This is a genomic window from Pseudoalteromonas sp. meg-B1 (assembly GCF_003173795.1).
GTDB lineage: Bacteria > Pseudomonadota > Gammaproteobacteria > Enterobacterales > Alteromonadaceae > Pseudoalteromonas > Pseudoalteromonas undina.
Genome location: NZ_QGQU01000002.1, coordinates 336,315 through 355,265 on the forward strand (window position 1 = coordinate 336,315; position 18,951 = coordinate 355,265).

Annotated in this window: 14 protein-coding genes; 7 read left to right on the forward strand and 7 right to left on the reverse strand. The window is 38.2% G+C overall.

What is annotated here, in order from left to right; genetic code table 11:
* Positions 1-320: 320 nt before the first annotated feature.
* Genes DK924_RS10030 through DK924_RS10045 form a run of 4 tightly spaced genes read left to right on the forward strand, consistent with a single transcriptional unit; the run spans position 321 to position 7,435 of the window.
* The gene (locus tag DK924_RS10030) at positions 321-1,748 is read left to right on the forward strand and encodes an ATP-binding protein (RefSeq protein WP_181388769.1); all 1,428 of its coding nucleotides are present in this window, start codon (positions 321-323) and stop codon (positions 1,746-1,748) included.
* Entirely contained in the window at positions 1,748-4,444 is a 2,697-nt protein-coding gene (locus DK924_RS10035; protein WP_109875053.1) for a Z1 domain-containing protein, read from the forward strand. Before DK924_RS10030 ends, DK924_RS10035 begins: the two co-directional genes overlap by 1 nt.
* Positions 4,437-5,390: a PD-(D/E)XK motif protein gene (locus DK924_RS10040; RefSeq protein WP_109875054.1), complete on the forward strand. Its 954-nt coding sequence runs from the start codon at positions 4,437-4,439 to the stop codon at positions 5,388-5,390. The genes DK924_RS10035 and DK924_RS10040 overlap by 8 nt, the downstream gene beginning before the upstream one ends.
* Complete coding sequence (locus tag DK924_RS10045; protein WP_109875055.1) at positions 5,387-7,435, forward strand: AIPR family protein; 2,049 nt, start codon at positions 5,387-5,389, stop codon at positions 7,433-7,435. Before DK924_RS10040 ends, DK924_RS10045 begins: the two co-directional genes overlap by 4 nt.
* Positions 7,436-7,440: 5 nt before the next feature.
* Here the strand turns inward: DK924_RS10045 and DK924_RS10050 are convergent, their stop codons facing one another.
* A complete protein-coding gene (locus tag DK924_RS10050; RefSeq protein WP_109875056.1) occupies positions 7,441-8,982 on the reverse strand; it encodes a DNA cytosine methyltransferase in 1,542 nt (513 codons plus the stop codon).
* Positions 8,983-9,442: 460 nt separating this feature from the next.
* Positions 9,443-10,303, reverse strand: a complete 861-nt coding sequence (locus DK924_RS10055; RefSeq protein ID WP_075170082.1) for a LysR family transcriptional regulator — start codon at positions 10,301-10,303, stop codon at positions 9,443-9,445.
* Between the two features lie 81 nt (positions 10,304-10,384).
* On the opposite strand from DK924_RS10055, the gene DK924_RS10060 reads away from it, so the two are divergent.
* Complete coding sequence (locus tag DK924_RS10060; RefSeq protein WP_109875057.1) at positions 10,385-10,606, forward strand: DUF2798 domain-containing protein; 222 nt, start codon at positions 10,385-10,387, stop codon at positions 10,604-10,606.
* Positions 10,603-10,887 (forward strand): putative quinol monooxygenase, encoded by a 285-nt coding sequence (locus tag DK924_RS10065; protein WP_109875058.1) that lies wholly within the window; start codon positions 10,603-10,605, stop codon positions 10,885-10,887. The genes DK924_RS10060 and DK924_RS10065 overlap by 4 nt, the downstream gene beginning before the upstream one ends.
* Positions 10,888-11,393: 506 nt before the next feature.
* Here the strand turns inward: DK924_RS10065 and DK924_RS10070 are convergent.
* The 3 genes from DK924_RS10070 to dgt all read right to left on the reverse strand — a co-directional run bounded on the left by DK924_RS10070 (position 11,394) and on the right by dgt (position 15,635).
* Entirely contained in the window at positions 11,394-12,242 is an 849-nt protein-coding gene (locus DK924_RS10070) for an ABC transporter substrate-binding protein (RefSeq protein WP_055011579.1), read from the reverse strand.
* A 345-nt stretch (positions 12,243-12,587) separates the two neighbouring features.
* The gene (locus DK924_RS10075) at positions 12,588-14,078 is read right to left on the reverse strand and encodes a hypothetical protein (RefSeq protein ID WP_109875059.1); all 1,491 of its coding nucleotides are present in this window, start codon (positions 14,076-14,078) and stop codon (positions 12,588-12,590) included.
* Between the two features lie 93 nt (positions 14,079-14,171).
* Positions 14,172-15,635, reverse strand: coding sequence for a dGTPase (dgt, locus tag DK924_RS10080; protein WP_010389524.1), 1,464 nt, complete (start codon positions 15,633-15,635; stop codon positions 14,172-14,174).
* A 153-nt stretch (positions 15,636-15,788) separates the two neighbouring features.
* On the opposite strand from dgt, the gene DK924_RS10085 reads away from it, so the two are divergent.
* The gene (locus DK924_RS10085) at positions 15,789-17,003 is read left to right on the forward strand and encodes an alkaline phosphatase family protein (protein WP_109875060.1); all 1,215 of its coding nucleotides are present in this window, start codon (positions 15,789-15,791) and stop codon (positions 17,001-17,003) included.
* A 93-nt stretch (positions 17,004-17,096) separates the two neighbouring features.
* Here DK924_RS10085 and DK924_RS10090 read toward each other — a convergent pair whose 3' ends face one another.
* Both DK924_RS10090 and DK924_RS10095 read right to left on the reverse strand, forming a co-directional pair.
* Positions 17,097-17,840: a M12 family metallo-peptidase gene (locus tag DK924_RS10090; protein WP_010389522.1), complete on the reverse strand. Its 744-nt coding sequence runs from the start codon at positions 17,838-17,840 to the stop codon at positions 17,097-17,099.
* Between the two features lie 65 nt (positions 17,841-17,905).
* Positions 17,906-18,619, reverse strand: coding sequence for a hypothetical protein (locus DK924_RS10095; RefSeq protein WP_109875061.1), 714 nt, complete (start codon positions 18,617-18,619; stop codon positions 17,906-17,908).
* Positions 18,620-18,951: the final 332 nt, after the last annotated feature.

An 18,951-nucleotide genomic window follows, 5' to 3' on the forward strand; every position in this document is an offset into this window, starting at 1 on the left:
CCGAGGATCACACTGTGTCCTCAAGTTAAAAATTGATGTGAACGTAAGCGCCGTGTATTCGCCATCCATGGCGAAGTCACGGCTTAACTTGCATCCATGCAAGTGATTACTCATCAATTGACAACTTTCAGGTGTGATCACGGGGAGTTGGAGTGTGTTGGTAGATTGGTGTTATATAGTTTTAAAAAGATAAGTGTTTGATAGCAAAGCTCAAACGTATTCGCTCAACTTAAATTTGAAAGGGATTTAAAATGCATTATGAGAACCTTTACCCTTCACCATCCTCACTTATGGAGTCTTTGCGTGATATAGGTTATTCAATGGAAACAGCTTTAGCTGACGTTATTGATAATAGTATTACTGCGGAAGCGACAGACATCAACATTGATTTTTCTTGGAATGATGCAGAGCCTTGGCTAGCAATTTCCGATAATGGACACGGAATGGATTACCAAGAATTGCTGCTCGCAATGAAACTTGGCAGCCTAAATCCGCTTGAATCTAGAGAGGATAATGATTTAGGTCGATTTGGACTAGGGCTTAAAACAGCTTCTTTTTCCCAGTGCAGAAAACTAACTGTCGTATCAAAAAAAGAAAATAGCATCTCTGCGATGGAGTGGGATCTCGACCAAATAACTGAAAACCCTGATACAGGTTGGAAAGTAAAAGTTTTAGACTCAAATGATTTACATCAAGTTGTAGAGTTAAATGAGCTGCTTTTAAACTTAGATCAAAAATCTTCCGGCACAATTGTATTATGGAGGAAGCTAGATAGATTAGATTCGTTTGATTCTCTCGCCATTAGGGAAAAAAAGCTAAATTTAATCATTGATCATTCAAGAAAGCATCTTGAATTAACATATCATCGTTTTCTCAATGCAGGGCCCGGCAAAAAATCTATACGAATACTTTTAAATGGTGGCAACCTTGAAGGCATTGATCCCTTTAACATTGCTCATAATGCTACATTGGAGCTTCCATCACAGTCTATTTATGTAGACTCTAAAGAAATTAAAGTCCAACCTTTCGTGCTCCCACACTATACAAAAGTTTCTCCTCAAGAATATGAGAAATATTCTGGAGATGGAGGATACCTTCATAACCAAGGCTTTTATGTATATAGAAACAAAAGATTAATTATCAAAAGTACTTGGTTTAGATTAATACCCAAAGAAGAGTTGACTAAATTAGTTCGAGTAAGAGTAGATATACCAAATTCACTAGATCATATTTGGAAAATTGATGTTAAAAAATCAAATGCAAGCCCTCCTGAAGTCGTAAGAAGAGGTTTAAAACAAATCATCTCTGAAGTTGAATATTCTGGAAAACGGGTATTTAAACAAAAAGGTCACCGACTTAAGTCAAAAGTTTTAGAGCCGTTTTGGAATAGGAATGTAGCTTCCGGAAAGGTGAGTTATGAAATAAGTAAAAGCCACCCTTTAATTGAATCTCTCAAAAATAAACTGGGAGATGATTTACAAAAAGAGTTTATCAATATTTTAACGTCTGTAGAGTCTTCTTTCCCTTCAGACTTATATTTTAATGATTTTGCCAATTCACCTGAAAATGTTGTTAAACCGCGTGTGCCAACAGAAGAATTGAAAAATATTATCCAAGTATTTTTGCCGATCTACAAAAATGAAAAATTATCTAAAGAACAAATTGTTGAAAAGATTACTCAGATAGAGCCAATGGCTTCACATATTGATTTAAGCCTTGAAATAATAAAAGAAATGGAACTCGAATAATGACCGATATCGTTAAACTAAACCAAATAGAAGATTTAACTGAAAAATTTTTAGTAGCTAAAGTCGGAGAAAAGGAACTAGATCAGATTGACTCAGAAATGATTCTTGAAACAGTAAAAATGATGGCTCATAGCTTATCTGTTAATGATGAAAACGATATTAATTTGATAGCCACAAAACTAGAAGAACGATTTGATATAAGTATGACTTTAGGGTCATATTTTGAAGCAAAGGACTATATTCCGTGGTTAGAGGATAATCGTGGCGACATTGATTGGTTCTTCTGGAATCGATATAAAAGACACTTATCCCATTCGAATTTTCCACCTAAAGTAGTAACGCAATTAGATCTAGTTACTGACAAGATATTGGATCATTTAGAAAACCCTAAAAAAGAAGGGGATTGGTCAAGGAAGGGGTTAGTCGTTGGTCACGTGCAATCAGGTAAGACCGCTAATTATACTGGTGTTATAAATAAAGCAGCAGATGCTGGTTATAAAGTTATTATCGTACTTGCTGGTATATTGAGTGCTCTCAGAAGTCAGACACAAGAAAGGATTGATGAAGGCTTTAGAGGGGTTGATAGCTCTAAACAATTAGACGATATCCCATTGAGAGATAGGCTAGTTGGCGTGGGTAAATATTCACATGATAAAGTTCCAATTTCATTTACAACTACTGTTCATGACTTTAAAAACAGTATAGCTAAACAAATTGGCTCAACCTTAGATAATTTTAATCAGCCTGTAGTCTTAGTTATCAAAAAGAACAAAGCTATACTTCAAAACCTAATAAACTGGCTAAAAAACAATAATCTTAATTTGGACCAGTTTCCCTTTCTTCTAATTGATGATGAAGCTGACCACGCTTCAATCAATACAAACAAAGAAGACACTGATGCGACAGCAATTAATAGCAAAATTCGCGAGTTACTTAAGCTGTTTCGACAAAATATGTATCTAGGTTACACAGCGACACCTTTTGCAAACATTTTTATCGATCCCGATAATAATGATGAAATGATAGGTGATGAGCTTTTTCCAAGAGATTTTATCATCAGTCTAGACGCTCCCTCAAATTATGTTGGCTCGAAGAGAGTATTCAGCTCAGATTCTGATTTAGACATAGTTCGAGAGTTGCTAGATTATGAAGATTTGCTTCCGCCTTCCCATAAAAAGGATTATGTACCTGAAGCTTTACCTGCGTCACTAGAAGAGGCAATCAGGGCATTTATATTAATTAGAGCTATTCGGATATTAAGAGATCAAGAATTTAAACATAATTCTATGTTGATAAACATTAGTCGATTTACTGATGTACAAAGTCATATCAAACTACTAGTACATGAATATGTTGATGAACTTAGATTAAATATTATTAATCATTATGCGTTAGATGAATTACAAGCAATTAAAAATACATCTATAAGAGACTTGAAAGAAACATTTGGTAAAGAGTTTTCACGTGTTGAGTTTGATTGGAAAACAGTCCAATTGACTTTAAAAAGAGCCGTATCCCCAATTAAAACAATTGAAGTCAATGCATCAAAGAATTCAGAACCCTTAGATTACACAAAAGAAAATTATCCTAAAGGAAGGAGCATTATAGCTGTTGGTGGATTAAGCCTATCTAGGGGGCTAACTTTAGAAGGCTTAACAGTTAGTTATTTTATTCGAAACACGCAGATGTACGACACTTTAATGCAAATGGGCCGATGGTTTGGCTATAGAGACGGTTTTGCTGAACTTTGTCGGTTATATATGCCTTATGATGCAATTTCTTGGTATGAACATATCTCTGATGTAACCGAAGAACTAAGAGATGAATTTAAAAGAATGGAAAATGCCAAACTTACACCTGAAGAGTTTGGATTATGTGTACGCAGTCACCCTGAATCTCTTATTGTAACGGCAAGAAATAAGATGCGCACAGGTACAAGTGTATTGAGGCAAATTAGTTTACATGGACGACATGTTGAAACTACTGTTTTAGGTATTTCTAACAGCTTACAGGACAGCAACAAAAAAGCTTTAGATTACTTAATAAAGGATTTACTGCTTACTAATAGCCTAATTAATACCTCAAGTACCAATTATTTATTTCAAAATATTAGCGATGAGCCTATTAAAAGGTTTATAGATGCCTATACAAATCATCCAGCTTCTATAATGACAGAACCAAAGCCTATTTTAGATTACATCGGAAAGATTAATTGCAATTGGGACGTTCAATTAATCAGTAATTCTAAGCCTCAGAATGAATATAAGGCATACTCAAGACAAAGCATTACCATGCACCCTTTAATGCGGACTGTAAGTCTGTATAAAGAAACGAAAAGTGCTATAACATCCAGCAAAAGGCGGTTCAGTGACCCAAAATGGGAAAGAGCAGGAGTAGACAAAGCTAAAATAGATGCGCATGTTGAAAAACTAGAGAATCCAAGATCTCTATCAGGAAAGTTATTACGACAATTAAGAGATCGCCCATTATTGACCGTTTACCTATTAGATTGTGAGTTAGGCGAAGCAAAAGAACCAGCAGTGGAGCAAACAGCTTTAGCATGGAGTATTAGCTTTCCGGGCGAAGCAGGTAAAGGTAGACCTGAAAATCTTGTTGAATACATCGTTAATACAACATGGTGGAAGCAAGAGTTTGCCAGCTTACTTGAAGAAGAGGATGAATTAGAAAATGATTAATCCTTGGGAAAGCATCAAAACACCAAAAGCAGATTTATCAGCAAGACGAATTGACCATAAGCATCCTTTAGATATTTACTGGGCTAAAGATAGGTTAGGTAGATACTTATTTGTTTGTAAATTAACCAATGAATGTAAATTGCCACCCAAATATCCTTCTCTATTAGGAATAGAGGTTACTTCTATAGCAGAGACTAAACAATTAGTTTTGAGTCTCAAAAACCCCAGCGACTGGGAACTATTTTTTTCGTTATGCAATGACATTATTTCTGCTACGCGAGTGTTAAAACCATCAGCAGTAGTGCCTGTTATTTTTAGAAGAATTGAGCGCTGGAGAGAATTCTTAAAAAAAGATAAAGAAAAGTTATTACCAGAACGAATCATTAAAGGACTAATAGGTGAGTTGGTCTACTTAAATCATCATTTGGCAAAAAAGTATGGTGTAGCTCAAGCAATAGACTTCTGGACTGGACCGGAAGGCAGTCCGCAAGATTTTAATATTCAAAATGCGGCTGTAGAGGTAAAGTGCCAAATAGGTACATCATCACCAAAAATAAAAATCTCATCCGCAGAACAGCTATGTGGGCAGTTAGATGAGCTCTATTTATTCGTGATCACTCTAGGAAGAACTGAGCCTGAAGCTCAAAACGCCCTTTCACTTCCTAAATTAATTTTAGGTATTCAAAACATACTCGAAGAAGAGGGACACTCACAGCAGCTTGAAAAATTCCAAGACGCTTTACTTAACATTGGATACGTGCATAGTGAAGAGTATTTCACTTTTAGTTATATAATAGCTTCTAAAAAGTTCTTCGACGTATCAGGAGACTTTCCGAGAATTACACTATCAAATATTCCAAATGGGGTTTGCAACGTTACTTATGATTTGGAATTGACAAATTGTGAACCATTTTTAATTGAAGAGCCGTGGGTATCAGCAGTATGAGTTTAGAATTATTTTACACAAACTTTATGCAGGAAATTTATAGCGAGGCTGAAGTTGGAAGTAAATTTAATGAACCTGTTTTTGTTGAAAAAGCTTGCGATTATTTGGTTGAACAAGCTGTTATAGAGAATTACAGCCTTTGCAGTTATAAAAAAGACTCATTAGGGCTTAAGCTAGATGCGTGGCACCAAAATGATGAAAATGGAGTACTGACATTAATCGTATCCCATTATAAAGATAGTCTAGAAACTTTAACGACTTCGCTAGCGACACAAATTTCAAAAAGGGCTGTTCGATTTTTTGAAAGAAGCCTAGATAGTAGTTTCTATCAAACTATGGAAGAGACAGATCTTGCTTATCCTCTTGTACGTGAGATATGTCTTAAGTCGTCAGGGATCACAAGTGTTAAAGTTATTATAATTACCAACGGTGAAATAAGTAAGTCAATTAAATCAATTCCCTCTGTTGATTGCGATAATGGCATAACAATTAATTTTGATATTTGGGACATTGAGAGAATTTATCGTATTGACTCATCTAAAGCAGGTAAAGAATCAATAGAAATTGATTTTAAAGAAGAGTTTGGTAACTACCTTCCTTGCCTGAAAGCGTTTTCGCAAACAGATGAATACCAGTCATATTTATTGGTCTTACCCGGCTCACTACTATCCAAACTTTATGACAAATATACCGAAAGACTACTAGAGCAAAATGTTCGAACATTTCTTCAATTTAAAGGAAAAGTAAATAAAGGAATGCGGAATACCATTATAAATCAGCCAAATATGTTTTTTGCATTTAATAATGGTTTAACAGCTACAGCGGAAGAAATCACGACATATGAAGAGCATGGCAATACCATGATCTCCAAACTAAAAAATTTACAAATCGTGAATGGAGGCCAAACAACAGCGTCAATATACAACACATTGAAAAAAGAAAAAGCAGATTTATCTCAAGTCTTTATTCAAGTGAAATTAACCATCGTGCCACCGGAGTTTGTAGAAACAATTGTTCCTAAAATCTCGGAGTTTGCTAATACTCAAAATAAGGTGAATGCCGCAGATTTCTTCTCTAACAGTCCTTTTCACTGGCGTTTTGAAGAGCTTTCTAGAAGAATTTGGGCACCATCTTCTGAAGGTGGGCTTCAAGAAACGCATTGGTTTTATGAAAGAGCGCGTGGTCAATACATGACTGCCAAAACCAAATTAACTCCTGCGGAACAGAAAAAATTTGAGAAGGTTAATCCTAAACCCCAAATGCTAACTAAAACAGATTTAGCTAAGTTTTATAATTCATGGGAAAAAATGCCACATATTGTAAGTCTAGGTGCTCAGAAAAATTTCGGTAGATTTGCTGATGTGATGACCGAACAATGGAATAAAGATGATAAGCCATTCAATGAGTTATTCTTCAAAGAATCAATTGCTAAAGCGATTTTATTCAAAGAATTAGATAAACAACTTATGAAACAGCCGTGGTATGGCGGATATAAAGCCAATATCGTTACTTATACAATATCAAAGTTCCGACATATGGTAGATAGCAAAGGTAAGTTATTAGACCTTATGGCAATTTGGAATAGTCAATCGGTACCTGCTGAATTGTTAAATAACCTTCTTGATATCGCGGCAAAAGTAAATGAAGTAATTAAAGATACACCTCAACACGTTACTAACATAGGTGAATGGTGTAAAAAGCCCGATTGTTGGGAAAATGTAATAAATACATATGTACCTTTAAAGGGTGCTGTAGAAAATATGTTAATAGATCCTATTGTAGCTGAAGAACAGAAAAAAGAAGCTGCTACTGTCCAAGGCATCGATAATGGTATCGAAGCTCAGAAATATGTTTTCGATAAAATTGATAAATACTGGAAGAAAATGCAAGATTGGAATAAAACTTCGTTTGTATTGAGTCACAAAGAAAAGGGGATTTTAGATATAGCAGCAGCCATTCCTACTAAGATACCAACTGAGAAACAATGTTTATCTTTATTAGACATTGAAAAGAAAGCCTTAGAAGAAGGCTTTCACTTTGCTTAACAAAACTATTGTTTTGTGTGAAGTAAAAAATTACTTATTAATTGCCCTATTTGGAAAGCTAAGTATGGCGGTACAGCATTACCTATCTGTACGTATTGATTTGTCCTTGTACCTTCAAAAAGATAGTTATCAGGAAATGTTTGCAAGCGTGCGGCTTCTCGAACACTCAAACTTCTACATTGTTGCGGATCGTAGTGTACGAAGTAGTGACCATCTTTTGAGATATGGCTTGTTACGGTAGTAGCGTATTTATCTGCTACTTGAACTCTAAAACGGTCTGCGTGTGTGCCTGTATCCCAATTTGCATGGGCTGGAGCTAACTCTTTGGGGAAGTGTCGAGATTTAGGTGATGAGCCTTCTATTTGAGCATATGCAGCGCAGTATGCGTACCGTAGTAAATCATCAACCATGTGCCCTCTGGTTTCATGGTTTAGCACTACATTTAAGCTAGGGTCTATATACCAGGCTTTTAATGACTCTGGCATAGCTGGAGTTTTGTCGCTGAATACAGTTTCTATTCTAGATAAACCGATTTTTGGTTGAAGATTTAAGCTATTTGCTGATTCTGGGTCAAATTGCTTTGTTAGAATCTGCTTTAATTTATCTGCATTTTTAGTAACAGCTGCTTCCCAATCTTTTGCATTGTCTTTTTGTTTTGAAAAGCCACTGCGTAAACTTGGTAAGTCACTAATAGCTTGCTCTACGGTAACTTGGTGCTCGCATAGTTTTAGTGTTTCTGGAGTAGCTTTAATATCCTCACGCACGCCGAGTAAAATCACACGATGCCTTGCTTGAGGTATACCGTATTGTTCGCAGCGAATTAAGAAATCGGCAGAGTCTTTGTATTGTGGATTTTCTGGGTTTTCGGCATCAACGACTAATGAGTAGATTTTATATTTTGGAATCTTTTTTTGTTTAGTTACTGAGCCAGGGTTACGCAAGTCTTCCAATATTTGCGGAAACATAACTTGGCCATTAACTTTGGCTGTTAGGATTCCGCGAACATTCTCCATTACAAAAATATCTGGTTTAGCTAGGCTTATTACCTGTAAATATTCTTTGTATAAAAAGTGACGAGCATCATCTTCTGCAATATAGCTTTTATTTCCGGCATTACGTGAGCGGCCAGCTAATGAATATGCTTGGCAAGGAGGGCCACCAATTATAACTTTTGGGCCTTTATGCTTTTTTACCAATTCAGAAATGCGCTTGTGTATAAGTTCATTGTCTTTACCAAGCTCTTTTGCGCCGTTTAATGTTTCTTGATTGGCTTCGAATGAAATATCAGGATGAAGATCAAATAGCTCATCACGTGTAATTTTCCCGTGCAGGTAATCATAGTAATTATCTAACGGCTGAGACTTGTTTTTGAGTAAGCGGAAAAAAGCACGAGTAGTTAAGGTTTGATGTGCATTTACATCCTTCTCAACAGAAATACCTATTTGAAAAGGTGCTTTGCCATCTTCTGTTTTAGCTGCGGAAATTCCTTCGCCAAGCCCACCAGGACCTGCAAATAAATCAATAACAAGAATTTCACCGTTTTCCATAACCAACTAAACAACTACAAAATAAAAAGACGATGAATCATACCAGGCCTTATTTATCCTATAAAGTGTTATATAGGATAAATTGAACGACCGGCCAAAATAACAGCTAATAATTATGAATTAAAGGCTAATGCCAAGACAATCCCCCGTGATCACACCCGAAATTGAATTAATGATGAGTAATAGCAGCGCATGGATGCGCGTTAAGCGATGCTTACACACGGACGTGTTTCATCGCGTTTACGTTCATATTATTAATTTAAATTAAGGAAGTAGTGTGATCCTCGGGGCGCCGAGAGATTCCAAAGAGAAGTCGGCGATTACTTCTCTTTGGTTGCCGTCGCCAACGCGACATATATTAATAAAGGCGACGAGCATCGAGTTGCGGAGATCGGGTTTTGCCATTAAAAGCTACGCTTTTCGCGTCAGCAAGCTTAACGCTTACAGCATAAATACCCCATTAACCTAACTCAACAATATCACCTTGTAAGCATGGCGTTTGCTCAATTACGCCCTGTATTAAAGTAATTAACTGACTTGCCGTTTTACTTGGCTGGCGTGTGTTATGCCATAGAGCATAAATAGGCCTGTTTGCAAAAGCAGGCTGTAATTCAATATAGTCAAAAGCCTGTTTGTCAGTAATACAACTAATTTCACTCATAGGTAATAAACCAACCCCATTTCCTTCTTCAACCATTTTTCGGGCTATTGTTATATCAAAGCAATAACTTATATCGCTGTAGAGTTCTGTTAGTTTGTTAAGCATGCCTGTTGGTAACTGAGTTTGAGTGTAAGGTAAAATTAGGCGAGTTTGTGGTGCATCTTTTTTGCTGACCAACTTAACCGCAATAGCGCCTAAGCGTTTTTGATAATAACTTGAGTCTTGTTGTTGGCCAATGCGAATAGCGAGGTCAAAGCGTTGTTGGCTCAACTGACTATTAGCATTACTCGGTGATATGTGAAAATTGAGCGAAGGATTATCTTTTATAAATGTATTTAGCGCAGGCATAAGCAGATCTGCAATGATGTTTTGTGGGCATAATAAATAAAAAGTATTGCTGCTATTGCTATCACAATTAAGGGCGGTTATTTGATTATTAAGCGCTAACACTGAATCTGAAAGCGATGTATAGAGCTGCTCTCCTTTTGCTGTTAGCACGATTCCTCGTGCTGTACGTTGCAATAATGGCTCTGTTAATTTGGTTTCAAGTGCTTGAATACGTCGCGATAGCGTCGATAAATTTAAGCCTAAGTCTTTTGCCGTTTGGCTCATACTTTTTCGCCTAGCTACCTCTATAAATAAATGAATGTCATCAAGCATTTCTGTTTCTCAATCTTAGTTTGCATTTTTGTGAGTATGGAAGCCCCAAGCTTTTGAATATAGTAACGCCAAGGAGGAAAGATGAAAATTCATTTTATATTTACATTGGTATTTTCGTTCATGATGTCGTTTTTACTATCTGCATGGGTGACCTACGTAAATTTAGGTTTAAGCGATACATTTGTGCAAAGTTGGCTAACTGCATTTATTAATGCCTGGCCTGCGGCTTTTTTAGTAGCCTTTACCGTAGCACCGCCAATTCGTGCTGTGGTTATTAAATTAATTAACAAGGATTTAAGATGATTAATATAGTGGCAAAAATAACCCCTCAAGCTTCATTATTTGATGACTGTAAAGGGCGTTTACAGCAAATTTTAAAGCCTACACAGGCTGAGGTTGGCTGTATTCGATTTGAGCTATACAGCAATAGTGAGCAAACATGCTTGTTTTTAGTCGAACAATTTACGTCGCAAGCTGCTTTGGATACGCATTATTCACAGCCCTATGTAAAAGAGGTGTTTGCATTTTATGAAACGGCGTTAGCAAAACCGGTAGAAGTAAATAAATTAGCCGCGATTGAGTAAGTTTAATTTATCGTGTGTACTTCATTGGAGTGGGGAGTGTGTGTCCTCGGGCGGTCGGCACTCGCTAACGCGATATGTATAAATAAAGGTGACGAGCGGCGGGTTGCGAGGAGCGGGCTTTGAGTATTAAAAGCTACGCTTTTCGCGTCAGCAAGCTGCACGCGATGAGAACAGGTAAAAGGTTCTAGGTTAAAGGTGCTAGGCTGAATATAGTCCGTCGCTCGCGGCTCGTTACCCAAAATTGGCGTTTAAAATAATCACAGCTAAAACTGGTTTCTACGATTTCAACTTACCAATTAATACAATGAGGCAATTAAGTGCGCTATTCGCCTCATTTTTTGAGGCGAATAATGCGTGAAAGTAACGTAATTTAAAAGCGGTGCTTTTCGCGTCAGCAAGCTTAACGCCTACGGTGGTAAAGGCTGCGGACTTCGAGTGACGAGCAGCGAGCTTGTGCTAAAACCTAAAGCCTAAAACCTAGCTCGTAGCTCGCAACCCGTGCCAGGTCAGTCGGCCAGGGCGTTATTTGTGGGTTGATAAGCGCCATTATCTAACGCATCAAAGTAGGCTTGATAGCGGCCGTTTTGTTTAAATTTAAGTAATTGCTGATTAAAAATTTCAAGCCGCTGTTTACTGTATTTGTTATTTTTAGGGAACATCATAAAGCTTTGGTTTATGAGTAAAGCTTTGGGGTGATGGTTAATAGAGCTAAATAGGTTAGGTAACTTACTGGCCAAGGTGTAATAGCCTACGCTTTTTTCCTCGGCAAAGGCATCTATTCTGCCCATAGCTAAGCGTTTAAAGTTTTGCTCTGTGGTACTTACTCGCGACATATCAAATAGACCCGCTTGTAGTGCTTTATCAAACTCTTCGCCATAGCTGTAAGCAAGCCCACCACCGAGTAATAAGCCTTTTAAATCGTTTAGGTTTTGCCAATCAAAAGGGCGTTTTTTGTGATAAAAAAATACAAAACGCTCGTTTAACACTGGCTCACTGTAAAAATAATCCTCAGTACGTTGTTGTTCAAACATCCATACGGCGGTGGCTGCGTATTTATCATTAATGGTGTCGTGGTAAGCACGCGGCCAGGGTAAAAAGGTAAAGTTAACCTTAATATTGGCTTGTGCAAATAAGTCGGTGATTAAATGGGCAATCACACCTTGATGAGGTAATGATTCACTTAAAAAAGGGGGCCATTCGCCGGTACTTATATTTAAAGTAGTGGTATGTGTGGGCTGTTCGTTTTTGGGTTGAATTGCTTCAATTGCGTTACTGTAATCACTCACTAAAGCCATCAGACAAAAAGATGCGGTAAAAATAAGGTATCTTAATTTAGCTGATAACATCACATGCATATGTATAGTTTACTCCTTTTTAGCCATTAGGTTGTGACCGGCGCTGTTCAAAAAGTAGGCTATTGTAGTGGGTGAAACTGAATGCACGCTTAAGCTAGATCAGTCGGCAATAATACTTAATCATTTTACGGGGCTAAACGTGTCGCTACCTGCGTTAAAAAATTCTCATTTACGACTGCATGGATGCAGAAGGTAGAGCAATGCAGGAGCAATTGCCGAGAACAGCTAAATAGCAAATTTTTTGCCTAGCTATTAACACATTTTTCCTGCCTCAAAACAGACCACTTGATTAAGCGAATTGGTATTAGATTTAAAGCCACCTTTTAATAAGTACAGCGTACTCTATTATTCTTTTGTTTGCATGTTTTTTGCGCGCTCTTCAGCTTCAATTAGTGCTTGTGATTTAGGGGCGCGTTGCTTTTCTTCCACTTTCGGTTTTTGTGGTGAATTTGGATCCCAACTTTCATCAAGCGATAAGTTAGCAAATGGGTTACTGCTTTGTGGCGGTATATCAGGCTTAGTGGGTTCAACTGGCGATACCTTTACTTGTTCTGGTTTTATCGCACTTTTTTTAGTGGGTAAGGGGGCGTCGGGATCGAAGGTGCGTATTTCAGGCTCTTTAAAGTCGTGCTCGGTAGATGGCGTTAACGGTGAGCGCGGTTGTTTAGGCGAATGTAAGTCTGCCTTTGGTTGTTGAGGCGAAATGGGATCAGCTGCAATAGGTGCTTCTTTTTTAGTCGCTGGTACAGGCTCGCTAGGCTGATTAACCGGCTTGCGCTGTTTTTTGATTGGTTTGGCTTCGGGATCAAAGTCTCTTACTTGTGGCTCTGCATGCTCGGTGGCATTTTTTATCCGTTCTAAAGTGGCTTTAGCGGCGGCTTCAAACTCTGCGGTATTCGGGATTTGCTTTACTTTAGCTGTGCTCACTTCGTTTGCGTTTGGCTCGGCACTTTCGGTTGTTGTTTTTGGCTCGCTTTTGCTGGTATCAAGAGTCTTAGATTCATCAATAGCAGTACTACTTTGCTTGTCATCGCACTTAGTAGGGGGAGCAGCTAGTGGCATACTGGTATCGGCAAGCTCGTTATTTTGCTTAACATTACGTAGGCGCATTAATACAACAACCCCAATTATTACCACTAAGAGTAGCGCCACACTGGGTAATACTAGCGACAACATATTTGATTTTTTAGGGATTGATGAGGCAACACCGTTAACTTGCTCTGTGGCATTTACGGTAACCGGCATGGCCGTTTGTAAAGGCTCCACTGTTGATTTTGTAACTGCTGGAGTTGTGTTGTTTTGCGTGGTTGTATCAATGCTAGGCTGATCAATTGTTGCAGCATCAGTTTGTTCATCATTTGTTGTTTTGTTGCTTTGTGACTTATTTGTCTCTGTAATTGCTGATGCTGGAACAGTTGTACTTTGAGTATGTTTAATACTTTGCTCAATATCTGGCTCAGACGCTGTTGCTACTGTTTGTTCAACGTTTGATTTTGCGCTTTGCTGTGCAAGTGATGACTGGGTTTGACTCTGTGCAATAGGGGTATTTACAACAGATGAAACAGGCTCAGTTACTTGCGGTTTTGTAATCTCAGGGGTGGATTGTTCAATAATGGGTTGCGCTTTAGGCTTTGCTGCTGGTTGAGTACGTGCTGGGTTACTGCAGTTTTTTTTGTAGTCGCGAGCGGCGTTACGGTACTTACGGCTAGTTTTGTCGTTACTATATTGCTGTATTTCTTGTTTTATAAGAATGCACATCGCTTCGTTGTAAGCGACACTGCTGGCACTATAAAACAAAGTAAAACAAAAAAGTAAGCAACTCAGTAACGGTTTCATAAAACTCAAAAGCGGTTAAGCATCAATGCACTAATTTTAAGCGTAAAGTAAAAAATTATCTAGGGTTTAGCAATTTCGCGCGCTAAGCCTAAATTAGTCAATCACCATTAAGCTGCGGTACTCGTCGTAAGCAAATTGGTCAGTCATGCCGCTTATGTAGTCTTGAATGAGTCTACATCTGTAATAAAACTCATAAGCTGCAAAGTGGTCGGGCTCTTCTTGCATGGCATTTATAGCGTGCTGATAGCTACTTAAATGTTTTTTAGAGAGTTTTTTAACTAATCTCGATTCTATTAATAAACGGTTGTCGCCATGTAGTGCGCGTTTAAAGTCGTCGCTAGTTAATTGCAGTAACGGTTTATAGCATTCTAGTAGGCCGTTAATAATACGGTAGCCTTGTAGTTCGAGCTTTTCGACCTCTTTATGAGAAAATACATGCTCAAGTGCCACTTGCTTAAGGGCTTGGGTTACTGCATGCAGGTAGCTGCGGTCTTCTAATAATGCATGGTTAAAGTCACCATGATAAATTGGCTCTATGTTTTCAATAAAGCGTTTAGCAGCATGATTTACTAATGGGTGCAGTAACGATACACGCAAATAAATAAAAAATTCACTATTAAAATTAAAGGGCTGTGCTTGCGCGCGTTCAATTGCGTAATTAATTGCATCATCAACAAAGCTTTGATGTTGGGTGTCGTTTAAGGCTAAGTTAATTAACGCTTTTTGATACTGCTTTTTTAGTTGCTCGCATAATAACTGTGTGGTGATTATGTCTTTTTCTACCGCATCTTCTATGTCAGCCAAGCAATAAGAAATATCGTCAGCGGCTTCCATTATGTAACTGGCTGGGTGGCGGCAATTCGGCTCCATTTTGAGCTCAGTTTGCAGTGCCTCTACAAAGCTTTTTTCACTGTAGTAGTAGCCCACTTTTTTCATAATGTAGTTTTTATTTTGTGGGATATCTTGCTTCGCTAAGCTGGCAGGGCGGGTGTACTTTAAAATTGCCGCACTTTGGCTGTAGGTTAAATTTAGGCTCAGTAATGAGTGAATAATGCGAATGCCTTGGGCGTTGCCTTCAAAACTGCAGATATCTTGCGCTAAATGTTTAAAAATAACGCCTATACTGCTATTGGCTGTTTGGCAACGCTCAGGCGTAATACTGGCCAAGTTAGCATTAAACCAATTATTAATGGCGGCCTCGCCAAAGTGACCAAATGGCGGGTTACCAATATCGTGCATTAGGCAGGCCATTTCTACTAGGGTTTCTAGCGGGCGTTCTAAGCCTGATAAACCATATTCTTTTTGCTGTTGGTAATTTAAGTTGGCAAAAACACGCTGCACAATAAATCGACCAACTTGTTGTACTTCTAATGAGTGAGTTAGGCGCGAGCGCACTGCCGCGTTACGCTCCAGCGGAAATACTTGGGTTTTTTGTTGCAGCCGACGAATGGCTGCACTATTAATAATTCGGCCACGATCGCTCTCAAGCGCCATTTGTAAATTGGCCGTCGTGCGCTGCATACGCGCTGGGGTGATTTTGCTGCTGAAGTCGATCATGGCAATCCTTTTATTTTGCACGTTGGGCTCTTATTAAGTGCACAGTTATATTTTTTAGTGAGCCATCTTTAATCTATCAGCATGTATCATAAAGTAACAACTTGCTTTAGTATTATTTTTTATAAAATTAACATACATCTATAGGTGTTTAAAATGAAGTTGTGGATCAAAAAGGCAGTCTGTTTTTGCCTTTTATTAGGGATGAGTAATGCGTTTGCAGCCAAAGAGCAAACTGTAGTGATGATTTCAATTGATGGCTTGCGTTGGGATTATATTGAAAAGCACGGTGCTCCCAATTTAAAAGCAATGGCTGAGCAAGGGGTTAGAGCACAAAAAATGCAGCCAGTTTACCCTACTAAAACGTTTCCAAATCATATTTCGGTGATTACTGGTTTACTACCCGTTAACCACGGTATTGTTGACAATAAATTTTGTGACAAAGCGCGCAATAATCAATGCTACAGCATGGGTAAAGGCCAAAAAGACAGTACCTGGGTACGTGGTACTCCATTATGGAATTTAGTAAAAATGCATGGGCTTAAATCGGCGGTGTATTTTTGGCCTGAGTCGGATGCGCGCTTTAATGGTATGACGCCTGATTACTATTTTCACTATTCTAAACAAGGTGACTACCAAGACAGAATTGACCAAATTGTACAATGGTTAAGTTTGCCTCAAGCGCAGCGCCCACGTTTTGTAGCCAGTTACTTTTCGCTGGTTGATAGTATGGGGCATGAGTTTGGCCCAGATGCAGTACAAACACGTGATGCTGTTCATAAGTTAGATGCCTTAGTGGGGCAATTACGTACTCGCTTGAGCAAATTATCTCAGGATATTAATTTAGTAATTGTTTCTGATCATGGTATGGCACAGGTTGATCCTGAGCAAAGCATTATTGTTAGCAGTTTACCTAAAGATGATAATTTTATTATTGTGAATACCGGTCCTCGTTTACTTATTTATACTAAAAGCGATGCTAAAAATGCGGATATTGACGCGTATAAAGCACGCTTACAAAAAGCGGCTAAGGGGCGTTATAGTGTTTTAAGTAGCGAACAGCTTGAAGGCTACCATTATAATAGTGGGAGCCGAGTGGGTGATATTGTGGTGCAAACCAATGCGCCTGCGGTATTTAGTAACGGTACTAAAGCGCCTTATTTAGGTACACATGGCTATGCTTATAGTGATGATATGGCTGCCACCTTTGTAGCAGCAGGCCCTGCGTTTAAAAAAGGGGTAAGTATTGAACTGGTGAATAATTTAGATATTTACCCTGTACTTGCCAAGGTAATGGGGTTAACGCTAATGAGTAAAGTAGATAGCGATGGCAAAACGTTAATGCCTGCAATAAAAGCAGTTAATCATTAAAAAGAGCGCCGAGGCGCTCCGCAAGGGAAACTTAATTGGTGTAAATGGGTAATACTTTACCCATTTTTTTAATGCTAATTCTTAGAATTGGGTTTATTTAAAGTTAGCAATACTGGTTTTTGTGTCGGTTACAGTACGAATAGCATATGCTTGGTTGGTCACACCAAATGAAATGCCATTTACGCTCCAATTTGGGTTAGAGAAATAATCGTACTGAGTTGCACTACCAAACACATGCGGGTAAGCCATAATACTGGCAAATTCATTTTGTACACCGTGGCCCATACCATCAACATATACGCCACCGGCCGTATCGCCTTGCTTACGAGAATGCGCCAAACCTTGGTTATGACCTAGTTCGTGTACGAACGTTGTAGCTCCACAATCAACGGCTGTTATTGAATACATACGGTTACTCATTGAGCTGTATAAATTGCCATTCGTACCTTGACCAACCCATGCTAGTCCACAAGAGATTAAACCGCTGCCTGCACTTTGGCCTGTGCCTAATACGGCTACCATGTCGGCTTTCCAATCATTACGTAAACCATCTACGTAGCTGCTATTTGTCACGGCGTTAAGCCAATCTTCAGAAGGGGTTATTGCATGGTTGCCTAAGTTTTGAGAACCGACTAAACGCAGTGTTATATCAACGCCATTTTGACTATATACTTGATTACTAAAAGCAATAAGCTGATTAATTTTAGTATTAATATTGCTGGTAGCGGCAGCTGATTGGTCGGTATATAAAATACCAATATCAATTGTTTCTGCTGATACTGTGCTAGCGGCACATAATGCCGTTGCAATAGCGGCTGTTGATATTATTTTTTTCATAGTCGTATTTCCTTTCTTTTGTAATTGCAGTTTTACTGCTGAGTCATCTTGGTTGAGGTTAAAAATTAAATTGAGGGTGATTCTTCATCACTGGGCGCAAACGGATCTCCACCGTCAGTATTTTTTGGTGCGGGTTCACCTACTTGGTGTTCTATATGGTTTTTATATAAATCGCGTTTTGCTGCAATCCAGCCGTATTGGCCTTTGCTTTCAAAAACATAATTGCCACTTGGGGCAGTAAATTGACCATAAACCGCGTCATTACCAACGGTTAATATAGTGGTATGCAACGCTCCATTAGCGCCAATCACTTGGCCAACAATGCTTTTATCACCGTTACTGGCATTGGTAACATTCGTTATTTCAGCGCTGTAGGTTTCTGCAGTTTGCGGTATAGCTAGGTCAAAATGATCCCCTGCTTCAAGGGTTTTAAGCGCTGCTAGATCAAATTCTATATAGGCTTCATTTTGTAAATCGGTAGGCAGTACTTTTGCCGCTTTAAGTATTTCTTTGGCCTTGGTTGAAGGTTTATTGATTGCGTCAAATGAGTTTTCAATAACGGCTAACTTTGCTTTTGAAGGGGCGCCTTTTATAGGATCTTTACTCATATCGATTGGTAATGGCTTACGTGTTTGTTTTGCAAATTCAGAATCAACAGGAACGATATCAATAGCTATTGGGGCTTCTACCTCATCGGTTTTATTCTGATTATTAAGCAGCGTATATATGGTAAATACAGACAAAGGAATAGCGATAATTAAAACAATGTAACGTTTCATCTGTTTCTCTTTTAGGGTTATTGGTGAACTAATTGTTAAGTTTTATATTAAAAATAGGATGAGATCAAATTTAAATTGTAACCATAAAGTGTTAATGGGTGTTTTTGTAACTTATTGTAAGTATTTACTTTACCTTTTTTAGGTATTTGTTTTTGATTTAATAAGTGTGGTTTTTTGTAGTAATGACGCACCCTGTGGCATGTTTTTAGGTACGTATGTGTTTTTTAAATTGCAATGATTTTGAAAGACAAAACTGACCAATAAAATTTTTTAGCAACGTGATCATTTTTCATTATTCAAAATTGCAAAGTATAAATAGGCAAAGTATGTTG

Coding starts and splice junctions, on each gene's coding strand:
- DK924_RS10040 (WP_109875054.1), top strand. CDS start 4,437: ATGATTAATCCTTGGGAAAGCATCAAAACACCAAAAGCAGATTTATCA.
- DK924_RS10065 (WP_109875058.1), top strand. CDS start 10,603: ATGATTAATATAGTGGCAAAAATAACCCCTCAAGCTTCATTATTTGAT.
- DK924_RS10030 (WP_181388769.1), top strand. CDS start 321: ATGGAAACAGCTTTAGCTGACGTTATTGATAATAGTATTACTGCGGAA.
- DK924_RS10060 (WP_109875057.1), top strand. CDS start 10,385: ATGAAAATTCATTTTATATTTACATTGGTATTTTCGTTCATGATGTCG.
- DK924_RS10055 (WP_075170082.1), bottom strand. CDS start 10,303: ATGCTTGATGACATTCATTTATTTATAGAGGTAGCTAGGCGAAAAAGT.
- DK924_RS10070 (WP_055011579.1), bottom strand. CDS start 12,242: ATGCATGTGATGTTATCAGCTAAATTAAGATACCTTATTTTTACCGCA.
- DK924_RS10075 (WP_109875059.1), bottom strand. CDS start 14,078: ATGAAACCGTTACTGAGTTGCTTACTTTTTTGTTTTACTTTGTTTTAT.
- DK924_RS10050 (WP_109875056.1), bottom strand. CDS start 8,982: ATGGAAAACGGTGAAATTCTTGTTATTGATTTATTTGCAGGTCCTGGT.
- DK924_RS10045 (WP_109875055.1), top strand. CDS start 5,387: ATGAGTTTAGAATTATTTTACACAAACTTTATGCAGGAAATTTATAGC.
- DK924_RS10090 (WP_010389522.1), bottom strand. CDS start 17,840: ATGAAAAAAATAATATCAACAGCCGCTATTGCAACGGCATTATGTGCC.
- DK924_RS10035 (WP_109875053.1), top strand. CDS start 1,748: ATGACCGATATCGTTAAACTAAACCAAATAGAAGATTTAACTGAAAAA.
- DK924_RS10095 (WP_109875061.1), bottom strand. CDS start 18,619: ATGAAACGTTACATTGTTTTAATTATCGCTATTCCTTTGTCTGTATTT.
- dgt (WP_010389524.1), bottom strand. CDS start 15,635: ATGATCGACTTCAGCAGCAAAATCACCCCAGCGCGTATGCAGCGCACG.
- DK924_RS10085 (WP_109875060.1), top strand. CDS start 15,789: ATGAAGTTGTGGATCAAAAAGGCAGTCTGTTTTTGCCTTTTATTAGGG.